Source organism: Pelagimonas sp. KU-00592-HH, from assembly GCF_040369695.1.
Classification (GTDB): Bacteria; Pseudomonadota; Alphaproteobacteria; order Rhodobacterales; family Rhodobacteraceae; genus Shimia.
On the sequence record NZ_BAABWM010000002.1, the window covers coordinates 833,933 to 854,564 of the forward strand.

Below are 20,632 nucleotides of genomic sequence, written 5' to 3' on the forward strand. Positions count from 1 at the left end.
TCAGGTTGTCATATCCAGCTCATCCCGGTTGAGGTCTCGGATGGCAACTGCAGATTCCTGCGCCTTGGCCATGGACCACCGGATGCGCGTCGCATACTCCATTGCGACGCCGGATAGAACGACCTGTTTTGTCGCGCGGGGCTTCAAACGCGTTTTTTCTAAGTAAACACTGGCTTCAAGCGTCAAATTGGCGGTTCCGTCATGCCGGAACACCCAGATTTCCCCACTTTTAAGAGCAATCGACACGGCCGTGGCCCCCATATCCAGCGCCGCATCGGCCTCTGGATGCAAATGGAATCGGATCTGGTAGGGGACACCCTGAAGGCTTGTCGCGTCAAAAGCCGCATCAAATCGTCTCTTGGACGCATCGTCGAGGGCAACCAGAAGGTCTTCGCCAACCATACCCCGACCATCAAATGTAAGCTCCAGAGTACGCGCATGGGTCAGCCCGTGGGTCTGAGAATACCCGTCATGCCCGCCTTGAAATCGCACCCCGTCGGGGGCCTGCCCCATTTGGATCGGCACGTTTACGGGTGCGTCTTCCAACTCTTCGTTGCGCCACCCTTTGCCGCGACCGGCTTCCCCCAGCCGTGCACTTGAAAACCCGTCCAGCGAAAGCGTGGAATGGCTCGGGGTCGCGCGCCCTGCCCTTCGCCAGTCTCCGCCAAAGCTCGATCCGGAACCGCAATTCACGATCACGGGACGTCGGCCGCTGGTCAGTTCAAACGCCAGAGTTGAGGCATGTGCATTGATCGACGCCGGACCTGTCGGCGGTGGGCTGGCATCCACGATCACACTGGTGCGCCCGGCCGAAAGGCGAGCAAATCCCATTGCCAGACCATCAGCCTGCCGCGTCTTCACCTGGCTTTCTGCAAGCGCATGATCCAACCGTCCTTCGAGACCCCGACCACCCCCATGAAACCGCGCCAGACCACCGTCTGCGTGCCGCAACGTGCGAAGCGTTGGCGCAATCCGTTCAATCGCCTCAAGGTGTGCTGGCGATAAATCGTGGCCCTTGTCCCCCAGTGCTGCTGCGGCCCAGGTCAGCAAGGTGAAGACTTCCAAAAGTTCTTCGGGGTTTCGGGTCGGGATGCCGCCCTGTTCCGTCACCTGCGCCCTGCACTCTTTGTCGAGCGCCTTGCACGCCGGCGAAACGTGCATTTCCATGCCTTCCAGCGCCAAACCGGCATAGATCAAACCCGTGAGCGCCTCGAACCGCGGCAGGCCGGCTGGGGTTGTATGCCAACGCTTCGACAGGAAAATCGTCTGTTGCCCCAAAGAACGGTAGAACGCCTCCGACTGCTCGGGCTCTCGCCCCCGCAAAAGGAAAATCGCGTGGTTGATCCAGCGGATCAGGCGACGACCCGTCAGTTCCGGTGTCCATCCGGGGCCACGGCCGCGTCCATAGGTGGCAATCCACTGCCACAACCACGTCTGCGCCTTTTCTCTTGCAGCCATGTCGCCGACCGCGGCCAGATCATCCAGCCAAGCAAAGCCATGCACGTCCTGCCAGAACACCGGATCGGTTTCGTTCAACGACCAAAGATCCGCCTCTGGCGCAGCGACCAGATGACCCGCGAACAGGTAGTTGCCGGCCACCAACTGCCGCCCCTTGGCAAAGCTGCCGATCGTGCGTGGCTCAGGCGTCGAGGTAAAGGCAGTGGCCGCACGGGCACGGGTGCTCCTGCGTGCATGCACGCGATGCATGAAGCGCGTCCAGCGCGCCGAAACACCGTCGGGATTGCTCATGTCGTACTGCCTCTACGCCATGTTGGCGTTTTGCAGCGCATGATAGCCTCAACCCGCTAAGGAGTCACCGATTGAATCGGCGCGATAGGCAAGACCGGCAAAGACCTGCAAACGCATCACGCCTTGCGCAGACACGCCACGTAGAAGCCGTCCATGCCGCCCTTGTCCGCCCAATAGTCAGGGCGCAGGCGAAGGCCGCCTTCCTCGGTGATCCACTCGGGATCGATTCCCGGCACATTCAATGCCTCTCGGTCCACGGTGACATCATCGCGCGCCTCAATAAGGTCTTCGACCTGGCATTCCCCCTCATCGGGCAGCAGCGAGCAGGTACAGAAAACAATCCGCCCGCCAGGCTTCACCAAAGAGAGTGCGTGGTTCAGCATTTTTGCCTGCAACTCGATCAGCCCACCAATTTCGCTGCCGTCTTTTGCAAAGGGCAGGTCCGGGTGACGACGGATCGTACCGGTCGCGGAACACGGGGCATCAAGGATGACAGCGTCCCACTGACCTTCCTGATCCATCACGTCGCCAACGATCAGCTCTGCCTCAAGCCGCGTACGTTTGAGGTTTTCCTTGAGACGCCCCATGCGGCTTTCAGAATCATCCACAGCCGTCACCGTTGCGCCCGACGCGGCGATCTGCATCGTCTTGCCGCCCGGTGCTGCACAGAGGTCAAGAACTGTCTCGCCCGCTTTCGGCGCGAGCACTTTCACCGGCAGCGCCGCCGCAGCGTCCTGCACCCACCAGCTACCTTTTTTGTACCCCGGCAAAACCGAAACCTGTCCCGCATCCGTCAGCCGAACGGTGCCGGTTTCCAGAAGCTCGCCGCCCAAGGAACGTTGCAAAGCGCCCTGATCGCCCTTGGCCGTCAGATCAAGAGACGCACCCGCAAAATGGGCGGCCTCCATCGCCCCGACAACATCACTGCCATAGGCCTCGACCAGGGGGCCACGCAGCCATTTTGGCAGGCGCGGCACACGCAAAGTCGGCCACACCTCTTCGCCATTCGCCGCCACCTTGCGCAACACGGCATTGACCAGCCCCTTCATCGAAGCGGTCCGCTTGTTGCGCGCCACGATCTCGACCGCGGCATTCACCACACCGTGCGCCGCACCACCTGCACAAAGCTCAATCGTCGCGAGGCGCAGCGTGTTGCGCACCGTCAGCGGCGGGTACTTTGCAAGGTGTTTCTGAAGAATACGATCCGCGCGCTCCATGCCGCGCAGTGTCTCGAGCGCAAGGCGCTGCGCCCGTGCGCGATCCTCCGGCTCAAGCCGTTCCAAGGCCCCGGCCCCAATCAATTCGGAAAGCAACCGCCCTTCACCGATGACCTTGTCCAAAAGGTAAACGGCACTGCGGCGGGCCTGAACTCCGGTCTGGGACATGTGGACGCTCCTTCGCTCTCTTGTCCAACAGGGACGGGCGCGTATATCAAGAGGCAATCCGGAAAGGAACCCGCCATGAGCGACGAAACCCAGAATCCCCCTGAAAAGCGCGATCTGCCGCCCGCAGCACTGCGCGCCCTTGCCGAAGCGGAAGAACGCCGCAAGAACGCCAAGAACCCAGAGATGCCCACCGAGCTTGGCGGCCGCGACGGCCCCGAACCGGTCCGTTACGGCGACTGGGAGAAGAAGGGCATCGCAATCGATTTCTGATCGCACGCCCCTCTTCAGTTTGACTTAGAGGCCAAGCGCCTTGCGCCGTTCTTCGGCAAAGCCCTGCACCAGCCGGTCTGCAACCAGCGCCAGAATGGCCATCGCGGCCCCTGCCGTCAGGCCCAGTCCCACATCCGCCTTGCCAAGCGCCAGGTAGATGGATTGTCCCAGCCCGGTCGTGCCGATCAGGGCGGCAATCACCAGCATTGCAAAGGCATATAGAATCGTCTGGTTCAGCCCCAGCAGGATCGTCGGTGCAGCGTAAGGCGCGCGCACCTCAAACATCTCCTGCCATTTTCCCGCCCCCGACGAGCGTGCCGCTTCAATCATCTCTTCCGGCGTCGAGGTCAGGCCGTGACGCGTATAGCGGATCATCGGCACGATCGCGTACATGCAGATCGCCAGAAAGGCCGAAAACTCGCCGATCTGGAAGAACATCAACACCGGGATCAGGAAAACGAACAAGGGAATGGTCTGCAAAAGGTCGCAAATCGGCTGAATGATCATCCAGGCCGTGCGGCTGACCGCTGACCAAAGCCCCAGAAGTCCGCCCACCAGCGCGCATGCAAAAACGGATGCCCCCGAAAGGTAAAGGGACAGCAACGCCCGATCCCAAAGCCCGGAAAGCAGGATCAGGAGCAGCAGAACCACAACCAGCCGCGCAAGTTTCCAGCCGCTTGAGACCCAACCCAGGGCGGCAGCACCCGCCAGAACAAACGGCCAGGGTAGCTGCGCAATACCGACTTCGACCATGCCGACGAGGATCACCAAAACCACCCCCGCAGCAAGGCGCCCGCGCATGGCCATGACACAGGCGAGCGCAATAGCAATGCCATACAGCACAAGGCTATGGGTCACCGTCCATTTAAAGCCCCAGGTAAAGGGCAAAACAGCATCGCTCAGACCGATCCGCAGAGGTAGGAGGCCAAAGAACATCGTGCCGTTCTTGAGGCTATCCAGCGCCGCACCGTTGGCGGCCGTAAACGCCCCAACCGATGTGTCCACCACCTCGGCCACCTTGTCGAAGGCCGAAATTTCCGCGGCGTTCGAGCCAACCAGTGTCGCCATGACGGCCAAGACCACCCCCACACCGACGATGCCCCAAGTCACGCGACGATCCCGCTTCTGGCGCGGGCCAGCCAGAGTGGCCGAATAGCGGTCGATCACGATGGCGAAGATCACGATCACAAGCCCGGCCATGAAAGACTGCCCGAACTGCGCCTTGCGCATCGTCAAAAGCACTTCCCAGCCGATATCCTGAAACCCGCCGATCACCGCCGCGATGATGACCATCGACAGTGCAGCCATAAGGCTTTGATTCACCCCCACCATGATCTGCGAGGCTCCTGCGGGCAGTTCCACGAGAAACAGGCGCTGGAGACGGGTGCCACCCGACATGACGGCCGCTTCCCGAATTTCGCTTTCCACGCGTTCCAAACCAAGCAGTACATTGCGGGCCATCGGCGGGGCGGCATAGATTGCCGATGCGATAAGCCCCACAACGGGCCCAAAGCCGAAGAGCACAAGCAGTGGTGTCAGATAAGCGAAGGTGGGGACCGTCTGCATGACGTCCAAAACCGCGTTTACCGCGCCTTTGACGCGTGGATACTCGAAAGCGAAGATACCAATCGCCAATCCCGTCAAAAGGGCCAGCGGCACAGAAACAGCGACGAGGGCGAGCGTGTTCATTCCCTCGGCCCAGTACCCCGACAACAGAACAAACCCGAGGCCAATGCCTCCGAGCGCCGCCATGCGCAGGCCACCCAGGTGCCATCCAAGCGCGGTTGTTAGTCCAATGACAAGCGGCCAGGGTGTCTGCCCCAAAATCGTCCCCACCCAAGACATCGGGAAACCAAGCAGCCAGGACATGCCCCGCGCGATCGGCTTGAACACGTCCAGAAGCCACCCGACGCCGCTGTTGATCCAGTCTGTTACCGGCAGAACAAAAACAGAGGGCCAGCTTTGAAGCCATTCGACCGACCCGCCGAACAACCGACAGATCAGACCGACCACCAACACCGCCAAAGCGGCCTGCGCGCCTCGTGTCAGGGTCATCCGCTTTCCGCCCCGAGTGCTTTGACAAAGCTGTCAGGGCGTACCATGCCCACCACCTTGCCATCGCCATCCTTGACGGGCACCGATTCAAAAGTCGACGCACATTGCGTCAATGCCGCCTCAAGCGACATTCCTGTGCGCAGCTCGGGCCAATCTCCCGCGAGCGGGCTGCCATCCAGGGGCTCCATCACTTCGCCCAGCGTCATGTGGCGTCCCTTTGGAATGTCGCGCGCGAATTCGCGCACATAGTCATCCACTGGGTTCAAAACGATCTGAGTTGGCGTGCCGATCTGAACGATCTCGCCATCGCGCATGATTGCAATGCGGTCGGCCAGTTTCAGGGCTTCGGCAATGTCATGCGTGATAAAGACAATGGATTTGCGCAGCGTCGCCTGAATGTTCAGGAATTCGTCCTGCAACTGGCGCCGGATCAATGGATCAAGTGCCGAGAACGGCTCGTCCAGAAACCAGATATCAGGGTTCACGGCCAAAGATCGCGCTATCCCGACACGTTGGCGTTGCCCGCCCGAAAGCTGGCGCGGATAGCTGTCTTCCCGCCCCTCAAGGCCGACCATCTTGAGAACCTCAAGCGCGCGGTTCCTGCGTTCGCTTCGCCCCGCCCCCTGCATCTTGAGAGGAAAGGCCACGTTGTCCGTAACCGTCATGTGCGGGAAAAGGCCAAAGTGCTGGAACACCATGCCCAGCTTGTGACGGCGCAATTCTATCAGGCGCTTCTCATTGGCCTGAAGAATATCCTCTCCGTCAATGCGCACCGCACCGGCAGTTGGCTCGATCAGACGCGAAATACAGCGGATCAGGGTCGATTTTCCGGACCCGGACAACCCCATGATTACAAACAGCCCGCCCGCGTTGACCTTGAAATTGGCCTCGCGGACAGCCGGGATAAGTCCCTTGGCCTTGAGCTGATCTGCAATCGCATGATGATCTCCGGCCCCGCGGTGTTCCCGCAGGGCCTCCTGAGCATGAGCGCCGAAGACCTGCCACAGGCCTTCGACCTCAATCGCCGGAGCGGCGCCGTTTGAAACGTTCATCGGCTTATTGGGTTGCCGCGTCCACGACCGGCTTCCACTTGGCTTCGTTCGACGACATCCAAGCAGCGACAACCTCTTCGACCGGTTTGCCGTCAACATCTACCATACCCATCATTGGCTGCTGGTCGGCCACGTCGAGCTTGTAGTTCACGAGGATTTCGTGCGCTGCCGGCCACTTGTCTTTCATGCCAGCCCAGCCAGCTTTGAAGATACGCGACGCGGAGAAGTCACAGTCGTTGATGGCATTCGGGTTCGGGCCCCATGCCGGATCATTGAAGCAGGCATCTTCGCCCGGCGGCAGTTCGACAAACTGCACGTCATAGGCTGACATCGCCCAGTGCGGTTGCCAGAAAGTGATCAGCAGAGGAGACTTCTTCTCGGTCGAAGCACGCAGTTCTGCGATCAGGGCACCTTCGGATCCGGCAGGAACCGCCTTGAACGGCAATTCAAGACCAACCATCCGGTCTGCGCCCGGCGTGCCCCAGTCGGCAGGGTAGTCCACAAGACGCCCCATCGGCAGGGTTTCGGCGGTGGCAAAGTTCATAGCGCATTCTTGCAGGGCTTCCCATGCCGGCAGGCCCGGGCACATCTCGGCGACATGCGCAGGATAGGCAATGCCTTCCTTCGCGGCCAGCCCAAGGTCCGACAGCTCTTCAAGCTTGCCTTCACCCTTCAGCGCGCCGTACTGGTCTGACACGTTCGACGACCAGATTTCCATGGCGCCATGCAGTTCACCGTCCGCCATGGCTTGATACATGTTCATGTAACCTGCAGTGACGTATTCGACTTTGTAGCCGGCCGCCTTCAGCATTTCACCCGCGATATGGGTCGAAATGTGCTGGCCGGTCCATTCGTTGATGGCGAGCTTGATCGGTTCATCCACGGCCCCCATGTCTGCAGCATGCGCGGCACCGGCAGCGCACAGCGCCAAGACCGAAAGGCTCGAAAGAACTTTCGTTTTCATGTTGAACTCCCTTGTTGCAGCCGAAATTTTGAACGGCCATTTAGTTTTTTATACCCAGCATTAAGGCACGTGTTGCCTGAACGACCAAGGTTTATTTCTGCTCTCACTGTAGCGGCATTTTTCATCCGCGACAGGGCCAGCATCAAAAAACCAGTGTAATCGCGACCTTATGGGGTAATTGCACGATTTCGCCTGTGGTTGAACTTTTTTGGCCGAACCCGGCAAAAAAGCACATCAAAACGTCGGCACCGAGGGCATTCGACATGGGGGAAGGCGGTGGGGGAGAATCGAATATCCCCGCCTCTACGTTTTGGAAGCGGGGATTTGATCGTGGTGAGGGTGTCGAGGTCAGAGGCCCAGGACGTCGATCATGTCGTATTCACCGGGCTTCTTGTCCTGCCCCCAAAGGGCCGCCTTGAGGGCGCCACGGGCAAAGATGGCGCGGTCGCTGGCGAGGTGGCGCAGGACGATGCGTTCGCCGGGGGCGGCAAACATCACGTCGTGTTCACCCACGATGTCACCGCCACGAATGGCCACGAACCCGATATCACCTTTCTTGCGCGCACCGGTAATGCCGTCACGGCCGCGGTCCTCAACATCGGCCAAAGACACGCCACGGCCCTCGGCTGCGGCCTCGCCCAACATCAGGGCCGTGCCGGACGGCGCGTCGACTTTCTGGTTGTGGTGGCTTTCGATCACTTCGATATCAAAGTCTTCGTCAAGCGCCGCAGCCACCTTTTTCGTCAATTGAACCAACAGGTTGACGCCCAAAGACATATTGCCGGCACGCACGATCACGGCATGGCGGCCGCAGGGTTCGAGCTTGGCAATGTCTTCGTCCGTCATGCCGGTTGTGCCGATCACATGCACCGCACGGGCCTGCGCCGCCAGCTTGGCAAACTGCAACGTGGCCGCCGGAGCGGTAAAGTCGATCACGGCCTGCGCCTTGGCAAAGGCTTCCAGCGGCTGATCGGTGACGGCAACGCCCAGCGCCTGACCGCCCATCGCCTCGCCAATATCCATGCCGACCCAGGGATGACCTTCGCGCTCAACCGCCCCGACAAGGCGCGCCTTGTCGCTGTCCACCACGGTCTTGATAAGCATCTGACCCATCCGGCCCGAGGCCCCGGTGATGACGATTCCCGGAAGATCTTCCATGGTGAAATTCCCTTGTTTTGGCGTGTCTGTAACGCGTCGGTATTACGTCGGTATTGCGGAGGTGCGCATTTCCGATTGTTCGAGGCCCCGTTTAACCAAAGCGCAGGCGCTTGGCAAAGCCTCGTGAAAGGCATAAGTGGGGTCCATGGCAAAGAACAAGTTCCATGACGGCCCCGGCCCATCGCAGCGACAGCTGCGCGTAGGTGAATTGATCCGCCGCACGCTCTCTGACGTGCTGGCGCGTGGCGACGTGCATGACCCCGACCTGAACCGCATGTCCATCACCGTTGGCGAGGTCCGCACCTCGCCTGACCTCAAGATCGCGACGGCCTATGTCCTGCCGCTGGGCGGCAAGGGGCAGGATGACGTGCTCAAGCTGCTGGCCCGCAACAAAAGCGAGCTGCGCCGCGCAATCGGCAAGAAGACCGGCCTCAAGTTCACACCCGACCTGCGCTTCCAGCTGGATCAGACCTTTGATCAGATGGACGAGACCCGCCGGATGCTGAACCAGGATCACGTGCGTCAGGACATCGAGCCCGACGAATGATCCGTTGGGCCGCCCTTTTCGTTGCCCTGATGGCCACGGAAGCGGCAGCGGTCGAATGTCGGGATCTTTCCCACGAAGGAAATCGCTATTCCCTCTGCGAGGTTGCGCCCGCAGAGGAAGACCTACGCCTGTTCCTGCGTGACGGGGCGGGGCAGCCTTATGGCACCTTCAAGAATATCGAAAACAGCCTGAGCGATGGCAAGACCCTGAGCTTTGCCATGAACGCCGGCATGTACCATCCCGACCGCCGCCCTGTCGGTCACTATGTCGAGGACGGGCAGGAAGAGATGCGCCTTTTGACCGGCGCAAGCGACGGGAACTTCGGGCTGTTGCCGAACGGGGTTTTCTGCGTGGGCGAGGATCGCGCAGACGTCTTCGAAACACTGGATTTCGCGGCGACCCAGCCGGATTGCCGCCACGCCAGCCAATCCGGACCGATGCTCGTCATCGACGGGGCGCTGCATCCGCGTTTCCTCCCCGACAGTACCTCGAAACGCATTCGCAATGGCGTTGGCACGCGGTTTGACGGGCAACGCGCCGTCTTTGTCATCTCGAACAACGAAGTGACATTTCACGCATTCGCCCGCCTGTTCCGGGACGTCTTGCAGACATCCAACGCGCTCTATTTCGATGGTCGCATCTCACGCCTGCACGCTCCGACGTTGGACCGCTCTGATGCTGGGTTTCCAATGGGGCCGATCGTTGGGGTTGTGGAATAGGACACCGGTTTTCGGCTGCTCCGAAACGACGATCCTTTAGGGCCTCAGAGTTTAGATTTTATCCAGATTGATCGCACGCCCTTTCAAGGGCTGTGCCTGCCTGGGCGGGCGCAAATGCGCCTGCCCAGGCAGGCAGGCGCAGCCCGGCGGTGCCGCCGGGCAGTTCCCACCCGCTAAGTCGCAAGTCAGCTGTCTTCTTCGAACCCCGCGCTGACGCTCAATCCACCGGCGGCACACCACGCGCTTCCAGCATCTTCACATCCACGTCTTCGCGCCGCGAGCCATAGCGCATCTCATCGTAGAACACGACGTGCGTGGGCAATTCGACACCCCAATCAAACTTGAACGGCGTCGGGGACGGGCTTTTCGATTTTCCGGATTCGTGGCTCTGCTTATAGGCCTTTGCTTCGGCCGGTGTCTTGCCGCGCGCCGCAAGATAGCGGCTAACGAAACTGTTATAGATGCCGTATTTCAAACCCAGCTTCGGTTTCTTCTTTCGGTACTCGGCCGGCATAAAGGGAGAGCGTTTCTCGCAGATCACCCGACCGTCCTTGTAGAGCTGGAAATAGGTTTTCTGACCGGAGTGGCCGTAATGGGCATAGATCGTGATGTCGATCCAGCGCCCCTTCCAAGACGAGAGCGAACCGAGCTTGCACTCCTGACCGTCGGCGAACTTCAGGTAGGGGCGGTCATTGAAGGTAAGCCACCACATCGGTGTAAGCCAACCTTCGGCTTTCACCTGCCCCAGCAGGGTGTTTGCGCGTCCGAGACTTTGAAAGCTTTTCGGGATGAACATCGAATAGCCGTACCAGACGCCCTGCCCGGGTTTGGACATGGCGTTCTTGGGCTTTTCCTTCATTTCGACCCGACCGCGATCGGTGTCGCAATCATTCCAACCGGACGACTTTCCGCAATCACCGTGCCGGATTTCGAAACGCTGTGACTTGCTCCCCCGGCGGGCGAAATCCCTGACCATGGCAAAGCGGTATTTGCTCTTGTGCGACAGTGCCTCGATCTTGACCTTCTTGAGGACCGAGTTGCGGATTGGTTTTTCCTTGGCGATGGCGTCGCCCGCGCATGAGACGGCCAGAATACCGGCGACCAAAATGGGAATGAGTTTCATGAAATGCTCCTGCTGCAATTGTCTCTCAGGCTAGAGTCAGACCCACGTTCGTGGCAACTGAAATTGACAAGCCGAATGGCATCCGCTACGCCGCCGCCTCATCTCAAGAATGGATCGCATCATGGGACGCAAACGCAAGGGACGTGACATTTCCGGCTGGCTGGTGGTTGATAAACCGGCGGGCATGACCTCGACTTCGGTTGTCAACAAGGTGCGTTGGGCGATGGAGGCCAAGAAGGCCGGCCATGCGGGCACCCTCGATCCTGAGGCCACGGGCGTTCTCGCTGTGGCGCTGGGTGAGGCGACCAAAACGGTGCCCTATCTGACCGATGACTTGAAGTGCTACGAGTTCACCGTGCGCCTTGGGCAGGCCACCAATACCGACGATGCTGAGGGCGAGGTGATTGCCCAGTCTGACTCGCGTCCGAGCGATGACGAGATCAAGGGCGCGCTTGGCCAGTTCATCGGCGACATCATGCAGGTGCCGCCCAAGTTCAGCGCGGTCAAGATCGACGGAGAGCGCGCCTATAAGCTTGCCCGCGACGGCGAAGATGTCGAGATCGCCGCAAGGCCGCTGTGGGTCGAGTCGCTGGTGATGCTGGATCGCGAAGACGAAGACCACGTGTTGCTTGAGCTGACCTGTGGCAAGGGTGGTTATGTGCGTTCGATCGCGCGGGACCTTGGTGCGGCACTGGGCTGTTTCGGCCACGTACGCGAGTTGCGCCGCATCTGGTCGGGGCCGTTCACCGCCGCGGAGGGGATCAGCATCGAAGAGATCGACGCCAAGGCCAAGACCACCGAGCTGGACGCCTACCTGCGGCCGCTGGAAGAGGTGCTGGCTGTCCTGCCGGAAGTGAAATGCACCGCCGAGGGTGCCACGCGCCTGAAACACGGCAATCCCGGCATGGTGCTGGCCAGTGACGTCGACTATGGCGAAGAGTGCTGGGCCTCGTTCGAGGGCAAGGCCGTGGCCGTGGGTGTTTTCAAGGCGGGCGAGTTGCATCCCAGCCGGGTTTTTGTCGACTGATCCGAGGTTGCCCTCTCTTTCCGGACGCTTGCCTCTTGTTCCTAGGCACGGCACAAACGCGGGATGATCACACGCGAGTTTCAAAAGGGCGATGCCGCCTCAAGCGCGACCTATTCGGATTGCGAAACCTATCGCTATTCCCTGACGCGCGTTTGGGATGATGCGGGCCGCAAGGTGGCTTTCATCATGCTCAACCCGTCCAAGGCGACGGAAGCGCAGAACGACCCGACGATCGAACGCTGCGAACGCAGGGCGCGGGCGCTGGGGTTCGGCGGATTTCGCGCGGTGAACATCTTTGCCCTGCGCGAAACCGATCCGAAACTGCTGCGCACCCACCCCGAGCCGCAGGGGCCAGAAAATGACGACGCCGTGGCCCAAGCGTGCCTTTGGGCAGATGTGATCCTCGCCGGATGGGGCGCACATGGAGAGCACCTTGGACAAGGCGACGCCATGCGCGAGGTGCTGCGCGGCACGGGGCGGACGATCCATTGTCTTGGCCTGACCAAAGCCGGCCACCCTCGCCACCCGCTTTACATCGCCTACGCCCAGCAGCCGGAAATCTGGACCCAGCCAGAGACGACCCGTTAACCAGTTTCCCTGTTTGACGTTTACCGGCTCGATGCCCTGTGGCCTACTTTGGCGGGGGCCTGTGTTCCGGGCAAACGGGGTTGGTGCGATGTGGTTACTTGCGGGAATAATTGGTGTGATGGCGGCCGGATCCGCGGCGGTTTTCAGTTTTGACACGGACAAAGACGAGGCGGAGAGCGAAAACAACGACCTGCCCGAGGAAGAAAACGCAGAGGCCGCAGCGCAAGACACAACCGACCTTCTGGAAATTGCAGGCACGCCGGCACAGCCTGTCGATGTCGACACGCCACAAGACACGTCTCAGGCCACTGAGGGCGCAGATACCTTGATTGGCCTGAACACGGACGACCACCTTGATGGCCTTGCCGGCGACGATCAGATCAACGGATATGAGGGTGACGATACCCTGTATGGCGACACCGGTCAGGATCACCTGTTCGGTGCCGAAGGCGAAGACGCGCTTTTCGGCGGAGACGACAACGACCGCCTTCATGGACAGGACGGTTCTGACACCCTGTTTGGCGAGGCAGGGGATGACACTCTGGCCGGATACCTTGGTGATGACCATCTTTCCGGCGGCGATGGTGCGGACTCGCTCCTTGGCGGCGGGGGCGATGATCTTTTGCTGGGCGGCAACGATGATGACGCGCTGCATGGCAACGAAGGCGACGACACCCTGACAGGGGGTGATGGCAGCGACACCCTGTTCGGCGGGGACGGCAATGATCTTGTCGACGGGCGCGACGCCGATGGTGCAATGGACTTTCTCAATGGTGGTCAGGGTGATGATACAATCGCTGCGGGCGCCGGCGACATGGCGCATGGCGGTGACGGGCTCGACACCTTCCTGCTCAGTGAATGGGATCAGGTGGGCGGTCCGGTCACGATTGTCGATTTCAACGACTCGGAAGACAGCCTCGTCCTGATGTATGAAGATAGCGGGAGTGGCGATCCAGAGGTTGATATTCGCCAGGACGCCAATGTCCCGAACCGAACCGAGGTTCTGGTGGATGGCATTCCCGTCGCCGTCGTGATGGGAGGGGGGGGCCTGTCTGCGGCAGACATCACGCTTTTGCCACAGGGCGGACCGGGTGCAACCGAGTTGCTGCGCGTTTGAGGGGTTTCGCCCTTCCCTTTTGGAGAAATATCTCTTATACGCGCGCATCCGGTGGACGAATCCGTGTGTCGGACACTTTCCTGGACCTTGCTGGACGACATCCCGGCTTGTGCCCGCAACCCTTAATCATGGGAGACCCCGATGTCGATTACTGTTGAAGAAAAAGCCCGCGTTCTGGCCGAATTCGCAACCAAAGAAGGCGACACCGGTTCGCCGGAAGTACAGGTTGCTATCCTGACCTCGCGCATCAACACCCTGACCGAGCACTTCAAAACCCACAAGAAGGACAACCACGGTCGTCGTGGCCTTCTGAAAATGGTTGCTCAGCGCCGTAAGCTGCTGGACTACCTGAAGGGCAAGGAAGAAGCACGTTACCAAGACCTGATCAAGCGTCTCGGCATCCGTCGCTAAGCATTCCGGATCATCCGATCCAGAAGCACCCGCTCCTCTTTGGAGCGGGTGTTTTCGTTTGTGGCCACCGGAAAGCCTTGCGCAATGGCGGGCGTCGGGGTGAATTGGGCGGAGATTGCGACGACAGGACCCCCGCCAATGACCAGCGCCGACACCCTGACCTTTCTGGCCTGCCAGATTGACATCCCCCCGATGACCACGGCCGCCGAGAGGGACGCACACCTTGCCCGATCCGCGGCGAAGGTGCGGGCCGAACTTGCCGCCGCCGACAGACAGGTCGATCTGGTGGTGCTGCCGGAACTTTCCAGCATCGATTATGCGCGCGGCACGTTTTCCAGACTGGATGAAATGGCAGAGCCTGTCGATGGCGCTTCGTTTCAAACATGGCGGGCGGTGGCGCAGGAGTTCGGATGCCACGTGTCCTTTGGGTTTGCCCGCAAGGGGGACGGCGGGCCGTTCATCAGTGTTGGTGTGGTCGGCCCCGACGGTGACCTGATCGGCAGCTACGACAAACTGCACCTCGCGCAATATGGCGCGTCGATGGAGAAAGAGTATTTCAATCGGGGCGATCACCTGCTGGTCTTTGAGGTCAACGGTTTCCGGCTGGCCCCGATCATCTGCTACGACATCCGAATTCCGGAATTGTCGCGCACGCTGGCCGTGGATCATGGTGTCGAGGTGATCCTGCATTGCGGTGCCTACTATCGCGACGAATCCTTCGCTACATGGCACCCTTTCGCGACCACGCGGGCGCTTGAGAACCAGGTGTTCTTTCTCTCGCTGAACCGGGCGGGGCAGACTTATGGCAATTCGCTGTTTTGCTGGCCGTGGATGGATGAAACCATCGCCCCAGTCCGTTTTGACAACACCTCCGAGACCTTCCGTCTGATCACGCTGGACCGCGCCAAGCTAGAGGCGGCACGGCGCGATTATACGTTCTTGAAGGACCGGTTGGAGGACTATGGGGCGGTTGGGGTGCACCAAGATTGATGCCCCTCGCGCGTGTCGTTCGCGGCTTGAAACGCTCTACCTGTCTTTGTCTTCGGCTTTGATCAGTTCCGCCACCCGCTGACCGATGATCGTGCTGGCCTTGACCGAAGGGTGGATCATGTCGACGCCGTGGAACGACCTGTCCCCGTGCGGCACCAGTTCGGCATTCGACAGGAAATAGACGCCCTCGACCTGATCGGCCAGGCGCGCGATGCGAGCTTCGAGAACATCCCCCTCCGAACGGCATTCATCGATCATCGAGCCAACGCCGGGGCTGCGCAGATAGCCGACCCAGACCACGCGGGCGCCGGTCTTGCGGATGTCGGTGACCAGCTTGGCAATTGCCCCGCCGCGGCCATTCTGGGAAATCAGCTTGTCCAGCTTGCGTTCACAGGCCTTGCAGCCACAGCCCAGCCAAAGATCGTTGCCGCCACCGTTCAGGACAACCCAATCCCAGCCATCGCCGGAGAACTGGCTTTCGATACGAAACCCGGCCGCGCCGGAAATCGGGAGCTTGTAGAGGATACGTGCCCCACCGACCGACCGGTTGACCACGGGTTCCTGGAGTTCGCTCGCAACGGAATGGGCAATCGATCGCCCGCTGATCCCGTGCCACGCCATGAGACTGTCGCCCATGGCTAGGATACGCGGGCCTTCCGAGCGGGACACCTCGGCCCCATCCGGAGCGGGGGCCGTCGTCGCGCAGGCGGACAAAACCAAAGCTGTCAGGGTCAGGATCAAAAAGGGCAGGCGCATCAATTCAGGGGCTCTATTCATGGGTCATCAAGCACGAACCAACATATGGGGAGTTCGGCGCAGGGAAAGCAAGGGCGACTCTGTGCCGATGCAAACTCCCTGCTTTCAAAACGCTTCAATCTCATGTAAGGGCCTTGCATCCGACACGTTGTGCTTGGACCCTGGCACTCGGACAGAAGAAGGAAGGGGTCGGCGGCAATGGGGCCGCTATATGAAACGGGAGACCCGGAGGGCCGGGAGTGCTCCCAACTAGGATAACATGATGTTTGATGTAACCAAGAAATCCATGCAGTGGGGCGAAGAGACGCTCACACTGGAAACGGGCAAGGTTGCCCGTCAGGCCGACGGCACCGTGATCGCCACTCTGGGCGAGACCTCGGTCATGGCCAACGTGACCTTTGCGAAGGCACCGAAACCCGGTCAGGACTTTTTCCCGCTGACCGTTCACTACCAAGAGAAATACTATGCCGCGGGTAAAGTACCCGGCGGTTTCTTCAAGCGTGAAGCTCGTCCGACCGAGAAAGAAACCCTCACCGCGCGTCTGATCGACCGTCCGATCCGCCCGCTGTTCGTTGAAGGCTTCAAGAACGAAGTTCTGGTGATGTGCACCGTTCTGAGCCACGACCTCGTAAACGACCCCGACATCGTTGCGATGATCGCCGCCTCGGCCGCGCTGACCATTTCGGGTGCGCCGTTCATGGGCCCGATCGCCGGTGCGCGCGTTGGTTTCGAAGACGGTGAATACGTTCTGAACCCGACCGTTGATGACATGCAGGACCTGCGCAACAACCCCGACCAGCGTCTGGACCTGGTTGTCGCGGGCACCAAAGACGCCGTGATGATGGTGGAATCGGAAGCTTACGAGCTGACCGAAGCCGAAATGCTGGGCGCCGTGACCTTTGCCCACGACGCTATCCAGCCGGTCATCGACCTGATCATCGACCTCGCGGAAGAGGCGGCGAAAGAGCCGTTCGACTTTACCCCGCCGGAATACACCGAGCTGTTTGAAGCCGTGAAAGCCGCCGGCGAAGAGCAAATGCGCGCCGCGTTTGCCCTGACCGACAAGCAAGAGCGCACCGCCGCTGTTGCCGCAGCACGTGACGCGATCAAGGAAGCGCTGAGCGAAGAGCAGTTGGAAGATTCCAACCTTGGCGCAGCCATGAAAAAGCTGGAAGCGGGCATCCTGCGCGGCGACGTCGTCAAAGGCGGCAAGCGTATCGACGGCCGTGACACCGCGACCGTTCGCCAGATCGTTGCGGAAACCGGCATGCTGCCGCGGACCCACGGTTCGGCGCTGTTCACCCGTGGCGAGACCCAGGGCCTGGTTGTGACCACCCTCGGCACCGGCGACGACGAACAGATCATCGACGCGCTGCACGGCAACTTCCGTTCGAACTTCCTGCTGCACTACAACTTCCCGCCCTACTCGGTTGGTGAAGTGGGCCGCGTTGGTTCGCCCGGTCGTCGCGAAATCGGCCACGGCAAGCTGGCATGGCGCGCCCTTCAGGCCGTTCTGCCCGCAGCCACCGACTTCCCCTACACCATCCGCGTTGTTTCCGAGATCACCGAATCGAACGGCTCGTCGTCGATGGCGTCGGTCTGCGGTGGCTCGCTGTCGATGATGGACGCAGGTGTTCCGCTGAAATCGGCGGTTGCCGGTGTGGCCATGGGCCTGATCCTGGAAGACGACGGTTCCTACGCGATCCTGACCGACATCCTGGGTGACGAAGATCACCTTGGCGACATGGACTTCAAAGTGGCAGGTACCGAAAACGGCATCACCTCGCTGCAGATGGACATCAAGGTTGCCGGCATCACCCCGGAAATCATGGAGAAAGCCCTGGCGCAAGCCAAGGACGGCCGGATGCACATCCTGGGCGAGATGAACAAGGCGCTTTCGGGCGCGGCTGACTTCTCGGTCCACGCACCGCGCATCGAAACCATGACCGTTCCCACCGACAAGATCCGTGAAGTGATCGGTTCGGGCGGCAAGGTCATCCGCGAGATCGTGGAAGTTTCGGGCGCCAAGGTCGACATCAACGACGACGGCGTGATCAAGATCGCTTCGCCGAACGGTGACTCGATCCAGAAGGCCTATGACATGATCTATGCGATCGTGGCAGAGCCGGAAGTGGGCGAGATCTACAACGGCAAGGTTGTGAAGATCGTCGACTTCGGTGCCTTTGTGAACTTCTTCGGCAAGCGCGACGGTCTCGTACACGTCAGCCAGATCGAAAACCGCCGCCTGAACCACCCTTCGGACGTTCTGAAGGAAGGTCAGGAAGTCAAAGTCAAACTGCTTGGCTTCGACGACCGCGGCAAGGTGCGCCTGTCGATGAAAGTTGTCGACCAGGAGACCGGCGAAGAGGTTGTTCTCGAGAAGAAAGAAAAGAAAGAGGACTGATCCTCACTTCTTTGATTGAATACGAAAGCCCCGGTGGAAACACCGGGGCTTTTTTGAATAACAAACAGGAGTATAGCATCAACAAATGTTCAAGCGGATACCACACTATAATCTACTCATTTTGTGATTAGTATTTAGAAAAAACCAATCCTCAAACTTGACAATGGATGACAGAATATCCACAAATCCTTTTATGGCTGAAAAACACCTCATTAGCATTAACAACACACAATATGACGCAACAGACGCTGTATCCTACCACATAAAGGGGTTTCCGCCTGGCCCCCTTGATCCATCTGCTCTGATAGGGCCGCAAACAGACGCTGTCATGGCTTTGGTACAATACGACACCGAACTTCGACAGCTCCCACGTAGCGAATTACTCTTGGCCCCCCTTAGAGCACGGGACGCCGTAGTATCTTCCAGAATGGAAGGTACCATCTCTACTTTGGAGGAAGTTCTTCGTCTTGAGGCGGATTCCGACGAAGATAGTCTTCCGTCCAACGCGCGTGAGGCTGATTTGGAAGTGGCCCTCTATGCACGGGCTCTGCGACAGGCAGAACACGCACTGCGTGATGGATACCCGTTTTCCGGACACATCATCCAAAACGCCCATAGAACGTTACTTTACACTGGGCGTGGCGCACGAAGTCGCCCAGGCGAATATAAAATCGAACAAAACTACATCGGCAACCGAAGAGCACGCCGTATAGATTATATCCCAATTGCCCCGGAGCAACTTTTGGGCGGTTTAGAAGCGCTTTTCAAATTCGGCAACACAACACGCGATGAAGACGGCCTTCTACCTTTACTGCGTGTCGCTCTCGTGCACGCTGAATTTGAAGCCCTGCATCCTTTCGAAGATGGCAACGGAAGGCTAGGCAGGATGCTGATTCCGCTACTTTTGTGGAGACAAGGCTTATTGAGTGCGCCCCATTTCTTCGTCAGCGACTACTTTGAAAAGAACAAGGATGAATACATCGAGCGGCTTCGAAGGGTGTCGGAAAATGCAGAGTGGACAGAATGGTGTGTATTCTTTTGCAAGGCCATCGAGAGCCAAGCCAAAGCCAACATCGAGACCGTTGGCCAGGTCAGGGTGCACTACGAACACATGCGAGAAGTTTTCCGCGATCTGCTGCGTTCGCGGTGGTCTACCGATGCGCTTGACTACATTTTTGCGAATCCAATTTTCAGGAACAACCGCTTCAAACGGAACGCTGGAATTCCGGCGCAAACGGCAAACGCCTTTACCAACAAACTCGTCGAAGCGGGACTGTTGCGCGTGTTAATTCCACCTTCGGGTCGAGCGCCGGGAATGTATGCTTTTCCGAGCTTGCTAGAAATCGTTGCCGAACCCTAGGGTATTCGAACCAAGGTCAACTACTCTAAAGAGTCTTTGAAAAAGGGATGTGCTTGTGGGCAGCGACATGGTGAATCACTGCCCTGATTGCCAAATGTATCAATCCGGCAGCTTCGTCATCCGCAGGTACGGGAAGTGGGTGGTGAACTCGCCGTACTTGGCCTTGGCGTCCTCGTCACTGACGGCGACCGGGATTACTACGTCTCCACCCGGGGTCCAGTTGGCCGGGGTCGCGACGTTCTCTTTGGCGGCGGTCTGAAGACCGTCAAGGGCGCGCAGAACCTCGGCAAAGTTGCGGCCGACGTTCATCGGGTAGGTCATCGACAGTTTGAGCTGTTTGTCCGGGCCGATGATAAAGACCGAGCGCACGGTGGCGCTGTCGGCGGGGGTGCGGCCATCGGGCAGGTAGGCTTCTGCCGGCAGCATGTCGAAGGCCTTGGACACGGCGAGACCCTCGTCGGCGATGATCGGGAAACCGGCTTTGGTACCGGCAAAACCTTCGATGTCCGTTTTCCAACCCTTGTGGTCTTCAACCCCATCGACAGACACGCCGATCACCTTGCAACCGCGCTTGTCCCATTCGTCGGCAAGCTGTGCCACTGCCCCGAATTCGGTGGTGCAGACCGGGGTGAAATCCTTGGGGTGCGAAAACAGGATGGCCCAGCTGTCGCCGATCCAGTCGTGGAACGAAATGCTCCCCTGATCGGTTTCAGCCGTGAAATCGGGGACGGTATCGTTGATGCGCAAACCCATGTGTCTCTCCTTGAAAATGCGTTTCATACTGAGATGAACATAAGTGATGGAAAGAGCCTGCATAGGGGGCAGTAGAACTTTCTTCGCAACTCAGGGAAACTTGGCGCTCTGGACTTCCGGGAAAATTTGATCAAATTTCTTGTGACGGTGCGGCACGGGGGGTTGCGAGAGCCACGACCGCCTGACACAGTGCAGCAAATTCTG

The 20,632-nt window shown here is 59.6% G+C and carries 19 protein-coding genes; 10 read left to right on the top strand and 9 right to left on the bottom strand.

Annotation, left to right across the window (positions count from 1 at the left end; genetic code table 11):
• Together ABWV42_RS11180 and ABWV42_RS11185 are read right to left on the bottom strand one after the other, a co-directional pair.
• The gene (locus tag ABWV42_RS11180) at nucleotides 1-1,749 is read right to left on the bottom strand and encodes a heparinase II/III family protein (protein WP_353340171.1); all 1,749 of its coding nucleotides are present in this window, start codon (nucleotides 1,747-1,749) and stop codon (nucleotides 1-3) included.
• A gap of 116 nt (nucleotides 1,750-1,865) precedes the next feature.
• Entirely contained in the window at nucleotides 1,866-3,134 is a 1,269-nt protein-coding gene (locus ABWV42_RS11185; protein ID WP_353340172.1) for an RsmB/NOP family class I SAM-dependent RNA methyltransferase, read from the bottom strand.
• 75 nt (nucleotides 3,135-3,209) lie between these two features.
• On the opposite strand from ABWV42_RS11185, the gene ABWV42_RS11190 reads away from it, so the two are divergent.
• Nucleotides 3,210-3,404 (top strand): DUF1674 domain-containing protein, encoded by a 195-nt coding sequence (locus ABWV42_RS11190; RefSeq protein WP_353340173.1) that lies wholly within the window; start codon nucleotides 3,210-3,212, stop codon nucleotides 3,402-3,404.
• A gap of 24 nt (nucleotides 3,405-3,428) precedes the next feature.
• On the opposite strand, the gene ABWV42_RS11195 is transcribed toward ABWV42_RS11190, so the two are convergent.
• From ABWV42_RS11195 to dapB, 4 genes are all read right to left on the bottom strand, one after another.
• A complete protein-coding gene (locus ABWV42_RS11195) occupies nucleotides 3,429-5,459 on the bottom strand; it encodes an ABC transporter permease (protein WP_353340174.1) in 2,031 nt (676 codons plus the stop codon).
• Nucleotides 5,456-6,511 (bottom strand): quaternary amine ABC transporter ATP-binding protein, encoded by a 1,056-nt coding sequence (locus tag ABWV42_RS11200; RefSeq protein WP_353340175.1) that lies wholly within the window; start codon nucleotides 6,509-6,511, stop codon nucleotides 5,456-5,458. The genes ABWV42_RS11195 and ABWV42_RS11200 overlap by 4 nt, the downstream gene beginning before the upstream one ends.
• Nucleotides 6,512-6,515: 4 nt before the next feature.
• Nucleotides 6,516-7,475, bottom strand: coding sequence for an ABC transporter substrate-binding protein (locus tag ABWV42_RS11205; RefSeq protein WP_353340176.1), 960 nt, complete (start codon nucleotides 7,473-7,475; stop codon nucleotides 6,516-6,518).
• Between the two features lie 348 nt (nucleotides 7,476-7,823).
• Nucleotides 7,824-8,633, bottom strand: coding sequence for a 4-hydroxy-tetrahydrodipicolinate reductase (dapB, locus tag ABWV42_RS11210; protein WP_353340177.1), 810 nt, complete (start codon nucleotides 8,631-8,633; stop codon nucleotides 7,824-7,826).
• A gap of 145 nt (nucleotides 8,634-8,778) precedes the next feature.
• Here dapB and rbfA point away from each other — a divergent pair, with 145 nt between their 5' ends.
• Both rbfA and ABWV42_RS11220 read left to right on the top strand, forming a co-directional pair.
• Nucleotides 8,779-9,180 (top strand): 30S ribosome-binding factor RbfA, encoded by a 402-nt coding sequence (rbfA, locus tag ABWV42_RS11215; protein ID WP_255103969.1) that lies wholly within the window; start codon nucleotides 8,779-8,781, stop codon nucleotides 9,178-9,180.
• On the top strand, nucleotides 9,177-9,899 hold the full coding sequence (locus tag ABWV42_RS11220) for a phosphodiester glycosidase family protein (protein WP_353340178.1): 723 nt from the start codon (nucleotides 9,177-9,179) through the stop codon (nucleotides 9,897-9,899). Before rbfA ends, ABWV42_RS11220 begins: the two co-directional genes overlap by 4 nt.
• A gap of 217 nt (nucleotides 9,900-10,116) precedes the next feature.
• On the opposite strand, the gene ABWV42_RS11225 is transcribed toward ABWV42_RS11220, so the two are convergent.
• The gene (locus ABWV42_RS11225; protein WP_353340179.1) at nucleotides 10,117-11,022 is read right to left on the bottom strand and encodes a heparin lyase I family protein; all 906 of its coding nucleotides are present in this window, start codon (nucleotides 11,020-11,022) and stop codon (nucleotides 10,117-10,119) included.
• A gap of 121 nt (nucleotides 11,023-11,143) precedes the next feature.
• Here ABWV42_RS11225 and truB point away from each other — a divergent pair, with 121 nt between their 5' ends.
• The 5 genes from truB (at nucleotide 11,144) to ABWV42_RS11250 (ending at nucleotide 15,155) form a co-directional block, all read left to right on the top strand.
• On the top strand, nucleotides 11,144-12,049 hold the full coding sequence (gene truB, locus ABWV42_RS11230; RefSeq protein ID WP_353340180.1) for a tRNA pseudouridine(55) synthase TruB: 906 nt from the start codon (nucleotides 11,144-11,146) through the stop codon (nucleotides 12,047-12,049).
• Nucleotides 12,050-12,112: 63 nt separating this feature from the next.
• Nucleotides 12,113-12,637: a DUF1643 domain-containing protein gene (locus tag ABWV42_RS11235; protein ID WP_353340181.1), complete on the top strand. Its 525-nt coding sequence runs from the start codon at nucleotides 12,113-12,115 to the stop codon at nucleotides 12,635-12,637.
• 118 nt (nucleotides 12,638-12,755) lie between these two features.
• The gene (locus ABWV42_RS11240; RefSeq protein ID WP_353340182.1) at nucleotides 12,756-13,754 is read left to right on the top strand and encodes a calcium-binding protein; all 999 of its coding nucleotides are present in this window, start codon (nucleotides 12,756-12,758) and stop codon (nucleotides 13,752-13,754) included.
• A 141-nt stretch (nucleotides 13,755-13,895) separates the two neighbouring features.
• Nucleotides 13,896-14,165, top strand: coding sequence for a 30S ribosomal protein S15 (gene rpsO, locus ABWV42_RS11245; RefSeq protein ID WP_255103979.1), 270 nt, complete (start codon nucleotides 13,896-13,898; stop codon nucleotides 14,163-14,165).
• A 138-nt stretch (nucleotides 14,166-14,303) separates the two neighbouring features.
• Nucleotides 14,304-15,155 (top strand): carbon-nitrogen hydrolase family protein, encoded by an 852-nt coding sequence (locus ABWV42_RS11250; protein ID WP_353340183.1) that lies wholly within the window; start codon nucleotides 14,304-14,306, stop codon nucleotides 15,153-15,155.
• A gap of 36 nt (nucleotides 15,156-15,191) precedes the next feature.
• On the opposite strand, the gene ABWV42_RS11255 is transcribed toward ABWV42_RS11250, so the two are convergent.
• Entirely contained in the window at nucleotides 15,192-15,911 is a 720-nt protein-coding gene (locus ABWV42_RS11255) for an SGNH/GDSL hydrolase family protein (RefSeq protein WP_353340184.1), read from the bottom strand.
• A 262-nt stretch (nucleotides 15,912-16,173) separates the two neighbouring features.
• Here ABWV42_RS11255 and pnp point away from each other — a divergent pair, with 262 nt between their 5' ends.
• Entirely contained in the window at nucleotides 16,174-18,315 is a 2,142-nt protein-coding gene (gene pnp, locus ABWV42_RS11260) for a polyribonucleotide nucleotidyltransferase (protein WP_353340185.1), read from the top strand.
• Nucleotides 18,316-18,508: 193 nt separating this feature from the next.
• Nucleotides 18,509-19,675: a Fic family protein gene (locus ABWV42_RS11265; RefSeq protein WP_353340186.1), complete on the top strand. Its 1,167-nt coding sequence runs from the start codon at nucleotides 18,509-18,511 to the stop codon at nucleotides 19,673-19,675.
• A gap of 99 nt (nucleotides 19,676-19,774) precedes the next feature.
• Here ABWV42_RS11265 and ABWV42_RS11270 read toward each other — a convergent pair whose 3' ends face one another.
• Nucleotides 19,775-20,428: a peroxiredoxin gene (locus ABWV42_RS11270; protein WP_353340187.1), complete on the bottom strand. Its 654-nt coding sequence runs from the start codon at nucleotides 20,426-20,428 to the stop codon at nucleotides 19,775-19,777.
• Nucleotides 20,429-20,632: the final 204 nt, after the last annotated feature.